We start from the raw sequence: 13,469 nt of genomic DNA, 5'->3' as shown, positions 1-13,469 counted from the left end.
GGAGGAACTGACATGCTGCGGGACGCGGTGTTCTGGATCCTGGCCCTCGCCGCCGTGGGCACGGGGGTGATGGTCTTCGTCGTCGACTCGATGGCGCGCGCGACCTTCGCGCTGCTCGCGTCGTTCCTGTGCGTCGGCGCGGTGCTGCTGCTCATCGATCTGCACTACCTGGGCGTCCTGGTGGTGCTGATGATGATCATGGAGATGCTGGTGATGGCCGTCTTCATGATCATGTACATGATGAACCCGGCCGGGCTCATGCCGATGAAGATGGTGCACAACAACCGTGCCGCCCTCGGTATCTCCGCGGGGGTCTTCGTCCTCCTCACCGCGGGCGTCCTCACCGTCCGCTGGCCGCACCGCGAGGGCGCGCCGCCGTCCGACCCGACCCGGGCCCTGGGCCAGGCCATCATGGGCCCGAAGATGCTGGTCATGATGGTCATCGGCCTCGCCATCCTCGCCACGATGATCGCCTCCGTCGTCCTCGCCACCGACCGGGGCCGCTACGACACGGCGGACGACCACGCCGGTCACGCCGCACCCGACCAGCCCGGCCACGACGCACACGCCGCGCACGACCACTCCATGCACGGCGTCCACGACGAGGCCGCGCACGCCGCGCATGGTCATGCCGCGCACGCCGCGCATGGTCATGCCGCGCAGGGCGCGGATGACCACGGCATGGATGACCACGGCATGGATGACCACGGCATGGATGGCCACGGCGGGCATGAGCATGGAGGGCACGCCGCCCACGAGGCCGCCGCGCGGGACGCGCACGGCGAGGCCGGGCATGGCATGCACGGCGAGGCCGGGCATGGGGCGCATGGTGGGCATGGGCTTGCTGGGGGTGCGGGGTGACGCTTCAGGCGTTCTTGGTGTTGGCGGCCGGGTTGTTCTCGGTCGGGTTGTACGGGGCGTTGTCACAGCAGTCGATCGTGATGCTGATGATGGGGCTCGAGCTCATGGTGAACGGGCTCGTCGTGGCCGGTGGGGCGTTCTGGTTCTACGTGGCGCCCGGCTCGGCGGACGGGCAGGTGCTGGTGCTGGTCGCGGTGACGGTGATGGCGCTGGAGATGGCGATGGGGTTCGCGGTCGCGACGGCGTTGTTCCGGGCGCGTGACGTGGACGTCACCGACGACGCATCGGAACTCAAGGGATGAGCGCCGTCGCCTGGGCCCTGCCCGCGCTGCCGCTGCTGGTGGGCGCGCTGCTCCTGCTGGCCGGACGCCGCGCCGACCGGGTCGCTCCGGTGCTGGCCGTCCTCGCCGGGGTGGGGACGCTCGGCCTCGCCGTGGCCGCGGCCGTCGGACGTCCGGACGTGTCGTTCCCCCTGTTCGCCGGTCTCCCGGCGGGCATGGCGGTGGACGGCCTGTCGGCGGTCCTCGTGGTGACCGTGGCGTCCGCGGCCCTCGCCGTGCTGGTGTTCGCGGCCGGGGACATGGGCCCGGACGAGGCGCGCGCCCGGTTCTTCGGCCTGATGCTGGTGTTCGCCGCGGCGATGCTCGTGACGGTCACGGCGAAGGATCTCGCGGTGCTGCTCATGGCCTGGGAGGTCATGGGCGCGATGTCCTACGCCCTGATCGGGTTCTGGTGGCAGGACGGCGAGCGCGTGGATTCGGCGAACGTCGCGTTCCTGACCACGCGCGCCGGTGACCTGGGGCTGTACTTCGCGGCGGGTTGCGCGGTCGCGGGCACGCACTCGCTCTCGCTGGACGCGCTGGCGGGCGCGGCGTCCCCCTGGCGGGACCTGGTCGCGGCCGGGATCGTCGTGGCGGCGCTCGGGAAGTCGGCGCAGCTGCCGTTCTCGTTCTGGTTGTCGCGGGCGATGGCGGGTCCGAGCCCGGTGTCGGCGCTGCTGCACTCGGCGACGATGGTCGCGGCCGGGGCGTACCTGCTGCTCCGCGTCCATCCGCTGCTGGAGGCGGCCGGGTGGGCGGGGACGCTGGTCGCATGGGCCGGTGCGCTGACGGCGCTGGTGATGGGCGCGGTCGCCGTCGCGCAGCGTGACCTGAAGCAGTTGCTCGCGGCGTCGACGTGCGCGCAGATCGGGTTCATGGTGCTCGCCGCGGGCGTCGGCTCGGTCGCGGGCGGGACGGCGCAGCTCGTCGCGCACGCTGCGGTGAAGTGCCTGCTCTTCCTGGGGGCGGGGGCGTTCCTGACGGCGCTCGGCACCAAGGACCTCGCCGAGCTGCACGGCGCGGCGCGCCGGTTCCGGCTGGTCGGCGTCACGTTCGGCGTGGGCGCGCTCGCGCTCGCCGGGCTTCCGCCGCTGTCGCTGTGGGTGACGAAGGACGTCGTGCTGGCGTCCGCGCCGGTGCCGTTGCAGGCGGTCGGGCTGGCGGGCGGTGTCCTCGCGGCGGCCTACTCGGTGCGGATGATCGTGGCGGTCTGGCATCCGAGGGATGCCCTGACCAGGGACGACACCGAGCAGCCCGGCACCCGGCATGTCGGCCTGGCCGAGAAGCTGCCGATGCCCGTCCTCGCCGCCGTCGGCGCGGGGTTCGGGGTCGTCGCCCTGCCGGGCGTCCTCGGGCCGTGGCAGCGGCTGCTCGGCGCGTCCGGTGAGGACGGCCCGACCGCGCTCGAACTCGCGCTCTCCGGCGGGCTCGCCGTGCTGGTGGCCGGGGTCGTGGCGTCCCGCCGCGTGAACCTCCCCGCGTTCGCGGCCGCCCGGAACTGGTTCTACCTGGGCCAGGCCGCCGACCGGCTCGTGGCGCGGCCGGTGCTCGCGCTCGCCGGGGCGCTGGCCCGGTTCGACGACCGCGTGCTGGACGGCGCCGTCCGCGCGGTCGCCGCCGGCGGGCGCGCCGCCGCCACCCTGGCGTCCCGGCGTGTGGAGTTCCCCGTGGACGGCCTGGTGGACGGCCTCGGGCGATCCGTCCGGCGGCTGGCCGTCCTCGCCCGCCGTCCGCAGACCGGCCAGGTGCACACCTACTACGCCCAGGCCGCCGTGCTCCTCCTCGTGTTGACCCTCGTCGTCGTTCTGGTCGGGTGACCGTGCTCTCCCTGGTGATCTTCCTCCCGCTGGCCGCCGCGCTCGCGCTGTACCTGCTGCGCCTGGGCGACCGGGCCTCCGTCTGGACGTGGATCGTCGCGTCCGCGGCGGACCTCGCGATCGTCGTCGCGCTGTGGGCCCGTTACGACGGTCCCGGCATCGGCTACGAGACGAACGCGCGCTGGATCCCGTCCGTCCGGGCCGGCTACCACCTCGGCGTGGACGGCCTGTCGCTGCCGCTGCTCGCGCTCACCACGCTGCTGTTCCTGTGCTGCGCGGTGTACTCGCTGAGGCAGGCGCGCCGCGCGAGGACGTTCGCGGCCCTGTTCCTGTTCCTGGAGACCGTCAGCCTCGGGCTGTTCGCGGCCCTGGACCTGCTGCTGTTCTTCGTCTTCTTCGACCTGTCGATCGTCGCGATGTACTTCGTCATCGCGGGCTGGGGGCACGGCGACCGGCTGCGGTCCGCGCTGCGGTTCTTCCTGTACACCTTCTTCGGGTCGCTGGTGCTGCTGCTGGGCTTCATCGGCCTGTACCTCGGGTCGTCCCCGAAGACGTTCGACATGGTCGAGCTGACCCGGAACCCGCCGCTGGCCGACTCGCCCGGACTCGCCGGGCTGGTGCTGCTCGCGATCGTCGTCGGGCTCGCGGTGAAGACCCCGACCGTCCCGTTCCACACCTGGCTGCCGCCCGCGCACACCGACGCGCCCGCCGCCGGGTCGGCGATCCTCGCGGGCGTCCTGCTGAAGATGGGCACGTACGGGTTCGTCCGGATCGCGATGCCGATGCTCCCGGAGGCCTGGCGGACCTACGCGTGGGTCATCGTGATCGTCGGTGTCGTGAGCGTCGTCTACGGGGCGCTCGTCGCCCTCGCCCAGCGCGACCTCAAGCGGCTGATCGCCTACACGTCGGTCAACCACATGGGCTACATCGTCCTCGCGGTCGGCGCGGCCGGGCTCGCCGGGGACGAGGCGGCGCGGCGGCTGGCCGTGACGGGCGCGGTCACGCAGATGGTCAGCCACGGCCTGCTCACGGGCGCGCTGTTCCTGCTCTGCGGCGTCCTGTACGAGCGCACCGCGTCCTACGACATGGACGAGTACGGCGGTGTCGCGCGGGTCGCCCCGGTCTTCGCCGGGCTGCTCGCCGTCGCGTCCTTCGGGTCCCTCGGCCTGCCCGGACTGTCCGGGTTCATCGCCGAGTTCCAGATCTTCACCGGCGTCATCGGCGCCGGGACGACCGGCGCGGCGATCGCGGGCGGGATCGCGGTCCTGGGCGTGCTGATCACGGCGGCGCTGTTCCTGCGGCTGCTCCAGCGCGTCCTGCTGGGGACGCCCGGAACGCTGACCGCGCGGGTCACCGACGTCGGCGCGGCCGAGCGGGCCGCGATCGTCCCGCTGCTGGCGCTCGCGCTGGTCATCGGGGTCGCGCCGCGGTTCCTGCTGGACCTGGTCGAGCCGGTGTCGTCGGCCGTGATCGCGCTGGTCGGCCGATGAACCCGATGATGCGCGAGAACCCGGCCGACCTGCTGCCGGAGCTCCTCACGCTGTTCGGCGCCGTCCTCGGCCTGCTGACCGGCATGTTCGTCCCGCGCCGGCGGCAGTGGATCGCCGCGCTGGTCTGCGCGGCGGGCGTCCTCGCCGGGCTGGTCGCCGCCGCGTTCGCCGTCTCGGGGCCGCGGGTGATGACGTTCGACGCGTTCATGCTCGACCCGGTCACGCACGTCACGCGCCTGACCGTGCTGGGTTCCACGCTGCTGGTCCTCGCGCTGGGGTTCGCGCCGATGCGCGGGCACCGCCGCGAGACCGAGTTCCATGTGCTGACGGTGTTCACGGCCCTCGGGACGATCGCCCTGGGCGCGGCGTCCGACCTGCTGGTCCTGGTCGCGGCGTACCTGCTGGCGAGCATCCCCGCCTACGCGCTCGCCGGTTTCGGGAAGGACGGCAAGGGCGCCGAGTCCGCGCTGAAGTACTACCTCATGGGCGCGCTGCTCGGCCTGTTCATGCTCACCGGCGTGACCCTGCTCTACGGCCTCGGGCGCGGCACGTCCTACGAGACCCTGGCGCTCGGCCTGCCGTCCGGCCCGGCCGTCACGGTCGGCGTGATCCTGCTGGTCGCGGGCCTGCTGTTCAAGGCGGGCGCGGTCCCGGCCCACTTCTGGGTCCCGGACGTCACGGAGGGCGCGCCCCCGGTCGTGGCCACGCTGGTCACCACCGTCCCGAAGATCGGGGCCTTCGCGGCCCTTTTCCGCCTGGGCGCGGAGGTCATGCCGCACTCGTGGGCCCTGACGATCGCCCTCATCGCGGCCGCGACCATGACGCTGGGCAACCTCGCGGCCTTCGGGCAGGACAACGTCCGCCGCCTCCTGGCCTACTCGACCATCAGCCAGGCGGGCTACCTGCTCGTCCCGGTCGCCGTGGCCGGACGCACCGACCTCGCCGAGCCCGCCCTGCTCTACTACGTCGCCGCCTACGCGCTGACGAACCTGGGCGCCTTCGCCGTCGTCGTCGCCGTGGGACGCGACCGGATCGGCGACTACCGGGGCCTCGCGCGCCGCTCGCCCCTGCTGGCGTTGTCGCTGGTCATCTGCCTTCTCGGCCTGATCGGGACGCCGCCGACGGCCGTGTTCGTCGGGAAGGTCCTCATGCTGGGCGCGGCGGTCGAGGGCCACTACACGTGGCTGGCCGTGGTGGCGGCCGTCAACACGGTGGCCAGCGTCTTCTACTACCTCCGCTGGATCGTCCCGGCCTATGGCCGCGCCGAACACGAACCCCCAACGGTGTCCCGTCCGGCGGCCCTCGTCGCCTACACGGCCACCGCACTGACCCTCGTCCTGGGCATCGGCAGCGGCATCGCCCTCTCCCTGAACTGACCCCCAGCCCTACTCGGGTGGGGTCCAGCCGTCGGCGGTCCAGACGGCGAGCGCGAGGCGGTCGTAGTGCGAGTAGGAGGGGATGTCATCCTGCGCGTACAGGGTCAGGACGGTGTCTCCCCGCTCCCAGACGTCCCAGCGCACCCCTGAGGCGACGCTCCCGTGGACGTGCGAGGGCGGCCCGACCAGGTCTTCGAGCAGCGCCCGGACCCGCAGGAACTCGGCCTCGAACTCGGCGGGCCCGGCGTCCGGCCGCCGCTCCCAGACGTCGGGATACTCCCCGTCGAGGTCGTCCTCGTCCCCGTCGTCGTCCGTGTCGTCCGTGTCGTCCGTGTCGTCCGCGTTGATCGGGGGCCAGAGCAGCGCGAACGGCATCGCGACGAACGCGCGCGGACCGGGCGGCGCCGAGCCGAGCTCCAGCTCCCGGTCGTTCCCGATGTCCAGGGTGCCCCCGAACTCGAGGCCGCCGCCGGGCCCCCGGTCGATCCTCCGCCCCTCCGGCAGCCACCCGGACGCGGCGAGCGCCTCGTGGACCCCGTCATCCGTCCACGCCGTGTCGGCGATCCGCACCATCGCCCGGACCTGCTCGACACCCACCGCAAGAACCTTCAGAGCCACGCGCGCACTCTAGCCGCACCACCCGCGAAGTTGATCTCCGAGCCGGGGGCTTCGTACGCTTCCATGATGGACAACGAGGAGCTCCCGACGCTCGAACTCGCCTTCCCCGGGCCGGAGCGCGACAGCGGCGTGGCGGCGATCGAAGAGGGACGGAAGACCGCGCTGACCGGACTCCTGGAGATCTACGAGCACGCCGGGGAGCCGGTGCCGGAGGTCGGCCAGAGGTTCGCGGTGCTCGACTCGGACGGCCTCCCGGCCGTGACCATCGAGCTCACCGAGGTCCGGACCGTCCCCATGAAGGACATCGACGACGACTTCGCGGTCGCCGAGGGCCGCGGCTACGCCGACGCCGCCGAGTGGCGCACGGCCCACGAGGCGTTCTTCCAGAGCGAGGGCGTGGCCGAGTTCCTGGGCCACACCCCGGTCATCGACGACACCACCCTCGTCGTCGCCGAACGCTTCCGCGTCGTCTGACTCCTCCAGGTCAGAAGTCGCGGCCGTCTTCGACCAGGTTGAAGACCTCCTCGTCGAAGGGGCCGTGCCATTCGCCGCGTCCTCCGCCGAGGTCGACCTCGGTGGTGGGGAGGGCGGCTTGGAGGCGGTCCATCTCGGTGTCCGAGAGGTAGTGGTGGTGGAGATCGAGGTGTTCGAGGTGGGTGAGGGGCTGGCCGGAAAGAAGAGCCTCCGCGCCTTGGTCGCTGAAGGTGCCCCGGGCCAGGCTCAGGCGGCGCAGCCGGGCCACGACCGGGGCGGTCGCGACCTCCTCGGCGATCTCGTCCTGCCTGCCGCTGTTCTCCAGGGCGAGGGCGCGCAGCGAGGGGAGCCGTTCACCCGTCAGGACGGCGCCCAGGTCGGTCTCGTCGGCGACGTCGCCCTCGGGGTCGTCGACGCCGAGCCAGACGTCGAGGCGTTCCAGGGCGGGCAGGTCGCTGTCGGCGATCGCGCGCATGACGTCGCCCGGGAGGTTGCACGACTCCACCCGCAGGGTCTTCAGCGTCCCGTGCCGGACGGGCCGGAACTCCAGGTCGTGGCGTCCTCGGACGTCGAGCCGTTCGAGCCGCGGGAAGCGTTCGAGGACGGGCGTGAAGTCGCCGGACGCCTCCATCCCGCAGAAGTCCTGTTCGTGGCCGAGGGAGAGGGCCCGCAGTGCGGGGAGGCGGTCGGCGACGTCCATCAGGACCTCGGCGGCGGTCGGGGCGTCGTACCCGATGTGGCCGAGGAGCAGGGCGGTCACCTGGGTGCTGTCGGCCCTGTCGAAGAAGGACGCGAAGACCTCGGCGAGACCGGAGGAGTCGGAGTAGTCGGCGTTCAGGCACCAGGCGGACTCCGCCGCGGCGACCGCACCGCCCTGGTCCGGGTAGAAGCCGGCCACGGGCAGGCCGTGGAACTCCTTCGCACGCGACATCGGGGGTGCTCGCTTCCGCTGGTGGGGGACGGTTCCCGGGGCAGGACACCGGCTTAGAACGGGCGTTCGAGCGTAGTCACTCGGCGGTGCTCTGTCCGGAAGATCGGTGTTTCGGCCGGTCGAGCAGCGCCACGGGGACGGTGAGCAGTGCGAGGGCCGCGCCGATCCAGGGGAGGGAGGTGAGGCCGCCGCCCGCGTTCAGGGCGGCGCCCGCGAGCGGCGGCACGAGGCTGATGCCGAGCTGGAACATGGAGACGGTCGTGGCCCCGGCCAGCGTCGGCGCCTGCGACGCGAGGGTGAACACGCGTCCGTAGAGGGCCGGGTTCAGGACGAAACCGGCGACGCCGAGGAGCAGCACCAGCGGGACGGCGACGGCCGCGTGTTCGGCGAACGACGCGAGCAGGGCGGAGACCAGCGCGATGCCGAACGCTCCCGCGAGGAGGGCGCGGTGCGGCCGTCCGTCGGAGATCCGCCCTCCCCACGAGATCCCGAGGAAGGCGCCCACCCCGAACAGCGTCAGGACGGCCGGGACCCACACGTCCGCGAGTCCGGTGACGTCCCTCAGCAGGGCCGCCAGGTAGTTGTAGGTGATCATGTAGGCGGCGGTGCTCAGCAGCGTGGCGGCGAACACGAGCCACAGCCGCGGACGCCGCATCGTGCGCAGTTCGCGGCGGACGCTCGGCGCGCCGCCCGTCCCGGTCTCGGGAACGGCGGCCAGGGTCAGGACGGCGCCCGCGCAGGTGAGGGCGACGACGGCCCAGAACCCTCCGCGCCAGCCGGTGAAGTGGCCGAGCAGCGCCCCGGCCGGTCCGCCGAGGACCATCGCGAGGCTGAGCCCGCTGACGACGACGCCGGACGCGCGGGCCGTCCGCTCGGGCGGGACGAGCCCGATCGCGGTGACCGTCGCGACCGCGAAGTACCCGGCGTAGGCGAGCCCGCACACGAACCGCGTCACGAGGAGCAGGGGGTGACTGCTGGTCAGCAGCCCGGCCGCGAGGCCCGCGGCGAAGAGGACCTGGGTGGCCACGAGCGTCGTCCGGCGGGGCCACCGCAGTGTCAGGACGGCGAGGGGCGGCCCGCCGAGGACGACGCCGATCGCGAACGTGGAGATGAGCCATCCGGCGGACGGCAGGGAGATCCGCAGGTCGGCCGCGATGTCGGGCAGGACCCCGGCGACCAGGAACTCCGCGCTGCCCATGCCGAACAGGCTGAACGCCAGCAGGTAGACGGGCGGCGGAAGGGCTCGCGGGGCGGCCGCCCGCGCCGGGGGACGGTCCCCGGCGCGGGAAGCGGCGGCCTCGGGGCCGGAACTGGGGGAGTGCATGGGCGTTCTCCTGGATCGCGGTGACCGACGTGCGATCCAGGCTGATCTCGCGGCTCAGGGGACGGCAATCCTCGTTGCCGAAACCGGGAAGCGCTCCCCAGGGTCAGAGGACGGCCCAGGCGAGCGCGCGGTCGCGCAGGCCGTCGAGGTCGCCGCTGGTGAGGACGTCCCCGACCAGCGGCGCGTCCGCGCCGACGGCGACGGCTCCGGCGGCCAGGTACTCGGGGGCCTGCGCGAGCTTGATCCCGCCCACCGCGACGTACTTCGGCTCCGGGAACGGCTGGCGCAGCGCCGAGATGTAGCCGGGGCCGACGCTGGCCGCCGGGAAGACCTTGACGAAGGTCGCCCCGGCGCGATGCGCGTCCCAGACCTCGGTCGGTGTGAGCGCGCCCGCGTAGACCGGGACGCCGTGGTCGGTGCCGTACCGGATGGCGTCGGTCATGACACCGGGCGTGACCAGGAAGGACGCCCCGGCGGCGATCGCGTCGGCGGCGTCGGAGCGGGTGATGACGGTGCCCGCGCCCGCGCCGTCCAGGGCCTCGATCACGTCGAGCGCGCCGGGCGTGGGCAGCTGGACCTCCAGGCGGAGGCCGGCGTCCATCAGCACGCGCGAGGCGGGGAGCAGGAACCGGCCGTCCGATCCCCGCAGGACCGCTATCACCCGTCCGCCCATGCCCGAACCCCCGCCCATACCGCCCACGCCGGATCCACCGCCCATGGTAGAGCCGCCGCTCCCGTCCTGAACGGGGTGGAGGGCACCGGTGTCGGTCACCGGACGACCTCCAGCAGCGCGCCGTCGAGCGGTCCGGCCTGGTCGCCGAGCGGGCGCGACGCGGTGGTCACCAGCAGCCGCTTCCCGACGAACGCGCAGCTCGTCGGGTACGCGACGGGGAGGTCGACGCGTTCGGAGAGGACGCCGTCCGGGGTGTGGGCGAGGACGGCGCCGCCGTTCCAGACCGCGACCCAGACCCGGCCGTCGTCGTCCACGGCGATCCCGTCCGGTTTTCCGGGGCCGGGGATCTCGGCGAAGACGCGGCGTCCGGAGAGTCCGCCGGACGGGTCGACGTCGAGGACGTCGACGCGTCCGGTCGGGGTGTCGACGAGGTAGAGGCGCGTGCCGTCCGGGCTGAACCGGATGCCGTTGGAGACGGTCAGGCCGTCCAGGACCGGCGTGGGACCGCCGCCGGAGGGATCGAGGCGGTAGAGGCGGGCCGCGCCGGGGGAGCCCATCGTCCCGATCCAGACGCGGCCCTCGCCGTCCACGACGCCGTCGTTGCAGCGGTCCTCGCCGGGGCCCGCCGGGACGGTCGCGACCGTCCGGCCGTCGAGCAGGAGGTCGAGGCCGCGCGCGGCGAGCGTTCCGCCGGGCGTCGGCCAGACGAACGACACGGGCGGCCCGAGGGCGGTCGTCTCGGTGTCCCCGCTCGCGAGGTCGGTGCGGTGGACGTGCCCGCCCGGGACGTCCACCCAGAGCAGGCGCCCGCCGTCCCACACGGGTGCCTCGCCGACCAGCGCCCGCACCGGCCCGATGGCCTCGATCATCGTCCCCGCCGCCCCTTCGCTCGCCTCACCGGCGATTGTGCTGCAGGAAGATCACGATTTGGGGGTGCGGCCCGGGACGCCGGTGTCAGGCGGGGACGGGGTCCAGCCGGAACACCGTCGTGGACGCCGTGTGCGGAACGATCTCCTCGACCGTGGCGTCCAGCGCGAACGGCAGTTCCGGGTCGGCGTACCCGGTCTGGGGCAGGTAGGCGGCCAGCACGCGCGCCGCCTCGAGCCCCTCGACCAGGGTGGCGGTGTAGCGGGCGTCCGTGCCGTCCGGGGCGTCGCGCTCGACGCTGCACGCTCCGGCGGCGTCGAGGTTGCGCACCCAGTCGCGCCCGCGGATCGCCGAGCACAGGTACAGGCGCCCGTCGAGCATCGTCACGTTGATGCCGAACGGCCGGGGCTCGCCGCTGCGGCGTCCGGGCACGGCGACGACCCGCCCGGCCGGCTTCCCCTCCTCATACGGCGGGACCGGCGCGGCCCGGAGGTCCCTGATCGCCTGAGCCGCCGCGGCTCGCGGATCCGTCTGCTGTTCCATGACACGTCTCCCGGGAACGATGAACCGGACCGGCGGTCCGGATACTGGCCCGGTACGATACGGACCCACGGTCCGGATAGGCAAGGGGGAGTGGTGGGCAGACCCGAACGGGCGGACGCCGCGCGCAACCGGGAGGCGATCCTCGCGGCCGCGGCCGGGCTGTTCGACCACCGGGACGCCGGCTCGGTGTCGCTCAACGACGTCGCCGCGGCCGCCGGGGTCGGCAAGGGCACCGTGTTCCGCCGCTTCGGCGACCGGACGGGCCTGGTCCAGGCCGTCCTGGAGCCGCGCGTCCGGGCGCTGCGCGAGGCCGTCGAGTCCGGCCCGCCGCCGCTCGGCCCCGGCGGCGAGCCGGGCGCGTCCCTGCACCGGTACCTTGACGCGCTGCTCGACTTCGTCTGGGCCAACCGGGGCCTCATCCGCGCCCTGGAGCATCTCGGCCCGGACGCCTACTACGCCAACGACGCCAGCCGGTTCTGGGTCGCCGAGCTGGCCCGCCGCCTCGCCGCGGTCCACCCCGGCGACGACGCCGACTACCTCGCGCACGCCGTGTTCACCGCGCTCCGCGCCGACGTGATCGACTACCTGACGGACGCCCGCGCCATGTCGCCCGAGCGCGTCCGCGCGGGCCTGCACCGGCTCAGTGCCGGGTCGGTTCCCCGGCCGTGACGTCGCCCCCGCCGGGCGGATCCTCCTCGGACGCCCGACCCCCGGACGTCTTGCCCGCGGACGCCTTGTTCGCGGGTGAGGCGTTCCCCTCGGCGCGGCCGATGTGCGGGAGGGAGCGGTCGGCGAGCGTGGTGACCAGGAACAGCACGGCGGTCGCGACCAGCAGCCAGGCCATGCGGTGCAGGCCCGTGGTCGTCGCGCCGTGCGGGAAGACCGCGGCGTTCGCCGCCGACGCGGCCAGCGCGCCGAGGTACATGAACGTGCGCAGCAGCCCGGCGGACGATCCCATGCGCTCCGGGTCGGCCTGCGCGTAGAGGGCGTTCTGGTTGGCGAGGCCCGTCAGCCCCTGCGGGACGCCGATGACGGCGCCGATCGCGATCAGCACCCAGACCGGGCTGGACACGTGGACGAACAGCAGCGCCGACACCCCGGCCACCTGCACGACCGACCCGACCAGCAGCTTGCGGTGCACCTCGGGGTTCCGTCCGGTGAGGGCGGTGACCCCGATCGCGGCGAGCGACAGCGGGAGCAGGAGCAGTCCGGCGGACGTCGACGACAGCCCGCGTCCCTCCTCGAGCCACTGTGTGTACCCGTACAGGAAGGCGTAGGACGTCGTGAACGCGAGGAACTGCCGGAGGTAGGTCGCCAGCAGCGGACCGTTCCCGCGCAGCACGCGCAGGTCGATGAACGGATCGCCGGAACGCAGCTCGCGCACCGCGAACACCGTCCCGACCACGGCCGCGACGGCGAGCAGGTACCAGCTGCCGACGCGCGGGCGCATGAGGAAGAACATGAACGCGGTGAGCGTCACCGCGAACAGCGCGATGCCCGGAAGGTCGATCTTTCGGAGCGCCGGGCCGACGCCGCCCGCGGTGCGCGGCGGGCGCGGCAGCCACAGCATGCCGAGCACCAGGCACGCGACCGACAGCGGGACGTTGATGGTGAAGATCAGCTGCCAGCCGCCGAGGCCGATCAGCAGTCCGCCGAGCGTCGGCCCGACGACCGAGATGACCTGCGCGGACGCCGACAGGGCCGCGAGGACTCCGGCCGGGCTGGTCAGTCCCGTCCGGTCGGATTCGGCGCGCAGCAGAGCCATGGACGCCGGGAACGCCGCCGACGTGCCGAAGCCGAGCAGCACCCGTGACAGGACGAGGACGCCGAGGCCGGGCGCGAGCGCGCCGACGACCCCGGCGACGCCGACCAGGGCCGTCCCGGCGAGGTAGAGCGGACGCGCGCCGAACGCGTCGACGAGCCGCCCGATCACCGGCTGCCCGATCGCGGTCGCCAGGTACAGGCCGGTGACCAGCCACGCCGTCTGGGCGGGCGAGGCGTCGAAGGCGCGGCCGATCGGGATCAGCGCGACGGCCAGCATCGAGGAGTTGACGGGGTTCAGCACCGAACCCAGGACCATCGGGGCGATCAGCCTGCGGTCGAAGCCGTCGCGCCCGGCGGCGGATGCGCGCGCGCCCATGGGCCCCCTTCCCCAAATAGACAGCCCAGACTGTA

Annotated in this window: 14 protein-coding genes; 7 read left to right on the top strand and 7 right to left on the bottom strand. The window is 73.4% G+C overall.

Annotation, left to right across the window (positions count from 1 at the left end; translation table 11 throughout):
* Positions 1–12 precede the first annotated feature (12 nt).
* The 5 genes from EBO15_RS46040 to EBO15_RS15515 are packed head-to-tail and all read left to right on the top strand — an operon-like array spanning position 13 to position 5,864.
* Positions 13–861: an NADH-quinone oxidoreductase subunit J family protein gene (locus EBO15_RS46040; protein ID WP_122195106.1), complete on the top strand. Its 849-nt coding sequence runs from the start codon at positions 13–15 to the stop codon at positions 859–861.
* 59 nt (positions 862–920) lie between these two features.
* Positions 921–1,163 carry an NADH-quinone oxidoreductase subunit NuoK gene (locus EBO15_RS15530; protein WP_233616219.1) on the top strand — a complete coding sequence of 81 codons (243 nt, stop codon included), beginning with the start codon at positions 921–923 and terminating at the stop codon, positions 1,161–1,163.
* A complete protein-coding gene (locus EBO15_RS15525; RefSeq protein ID WP_122195104.1) occupies positions 1,160–2,998 on the top strand; it encodes an NADH-quinone oxidoreductase subunit 5 family protein in 1,839 nt (612 codons plus the stop codon). The genes EBO15_RS15530 and EBO15_RS15525 overlap by 4 nt, the downstream gene beginning before the upstream one ends.
* Positions 2,995–4,488, top strand: coding sequence for a complex I subunit 4 family protein (locus EBO15_RS15520; RefSeq protein ID WP_233616210.1), 1,494 nt, complete (start codon positions 2,995–2,997; stop codon positions 4,486–4,488). Before EBO15_RS15525 ends, EBO15_RS15520 begins: the two co-directional genes overlap by 4 nt.
* On the top strand, positions 4,485–5,864 hold the full coding sequence (locus EBO15_RS15515) for an NADH-quinone oxidoreductase subunit N (protein WP_233616209.1): 1,380 nt from the start codon (positions 4,485–4,487) through the stop codon (positions 5,862–5,864). The genes EBO15_RS15520 and EBO15_RS15515 overlap by 4 nt, the downstream gene beginning before the upstream one ends.
* A 9-nt stretch (positions 5,865–5,873) precedes the next feature.
* Here EBO15_RS15515 and EBO15_RS15510 read toward each other — a convergent pair whose 3' ends face one another.
* Positions 5,874–6,482, bottom strand: a complete 609-nt coding sequence (locus EBO15_RS15510; RefSeq protein ID WP_147481511.1) for a hypothetical protein — start codon at positions 6,480–6,482, stop codon at positions 5,874–5,876.
* A gap of 66 nt (positions 6,483–6,548) precedes the next feature.
* Here EBO15_RS15510 and EBO15_RS15505 point away from each other — a divergent pair, with 66 nt between their 5' ends.
* A complete protein-coding gene (locus EBO15_RS15505) occupies positions 6,549–6,956 on the top strand; it encodes an ASCH domain-containing protein (protein ID WP_122195166.1) in 408 nt (135 codons plus the stop codon).
* A 10-nt stretch (positions 6,957–6,966) separates the two neighbouring features.
* Here EBO15_RS15505 and EBO15_RS15500 read toward each other — a convergent pair whose 3' ends face one another.
* The 5 genes from EBO15_RS15500 to EBO15_RS46035 all read right to left on the bottom strand — a co-directional run bounded on the left by EBO15_RS15500 (position 6,967) and on the right by EBO15_RS46035 (position 11,294).
* Positions 6,967–7,887: a leucine-rich repeat domain-containing protein gene (locus tag EBO15_RS15500; protein WP_199744554.1), complete on the bottom strand. Its 921-nt coding sequence runs from the start codon at positions 7,885–7,887 to the stop codon at positions 6,967–6,969.
* A gap of 76 nt (positions 7,888–7,963) precedes the next feature.
* Positions 7,964–9,211 carry an MFS transporter gene (locus EBO15_RS15495; protein WP_122195102.1) on the bottom strand — a complete coding sequence of 416 codons (1,248 nt, stop codon included), beginning with the start codon at positions 9,209–9,211 and terminating at the stop codon, positions 7,964–7,966.
* Positions 9,212–9,314: 103 nt separating this feature from the next.
* Positions 9,315–9,884 (bottom strand): bifunctional 4-hydroxy-2-oxoglutarate aldolase/2-dehydro-3-deoxy-phosphogluconate aldolase, encoded by a 570-nt coding sequence (locus EBO15_RS15490; RefSeq protein WP_199744553.1) that lies wholly within the window; start codon positions 9,882–9,884, stop codon positions 9,315–9,317.
* Positions 9,885–9,979: 95 nt separating this feature from the next.
* The gene (locus EBO15_RS15485; RefSeq protein ID WP_122195100.1) at positions 9,980–10,753 is read right to left on the bottom strand and encodes an SMP-30/gluconolactonase/LRE family protein; all 774 of its coding nucleotides are present in this window, start codon (positions 10,751–10,753) and stop codon (positions 9,980–9,982) included.
* A gap of 85 nt (positions 10,754–10,838) precedes the next feature.
* Positions 10,839–11,294 carry a PNPOx family protein gene (locus EBO15_RS46035; RefSeq protein ID WP_122195099.1) on the bottom strand — a complete coding sequence of 152 codons (456 nt, stop codon included), beginning with the start codon at positions 11,292–11,294 and terminating at the stop codon, positions 10,839–10,841.
* Positions 11,295–11,387: 93 nt separating this feature from the next.
* On the opposite strand from EBO15_RS46035, the gene EBO15_RS46030 reads away from it, so the two are divergent.
* Positions 11,388–11,963 (top strand): TetR/AcrR family transcriptional regulator, encoded by a 576-nt coding sequence (locus EBO15_RS46030; protein ID WP_122195098.1) that lies wholly within the window; start codon positions 11,388–11,390, stop codon positions 11,961–11,963.
* On the opposite strand, the gene EBO15_RS15470 is transcribed toward EBO15_RS46030, so the two are convergent.
* Positions 11,935–13,434, bottom strand: coding sequence for an MFS transporter (locus tag EBO15_RS15470; RefSeq protein ID WP_199744551.1), 1,500 nt, complete (start codon positions 13,432–13,434; stop codon positions 11,935–11,937). The genes EBO15_RS46030 and EBO15_RS15470 overlap by 29 nt on opposite strands.
* Positions 13,435–13,469: the final 35 nt, after the last annotated feature.

Origin of the sequence: Actinomadura harenae, from assembly GCF_003696215.1 — a bacterium.
In the GTDB taxonomy this organism is placed as follows: Bacteria; Actinomycetota; Actinomycetes; order Streptosporangiales; family Streptosporangiaceae; genus Spirillospora; species Spirillospora harenae.
Note: the sequence above shows the minus strand (reverse complement) of the source record. Positions and strands in the feature narration are given on the sequence as shown.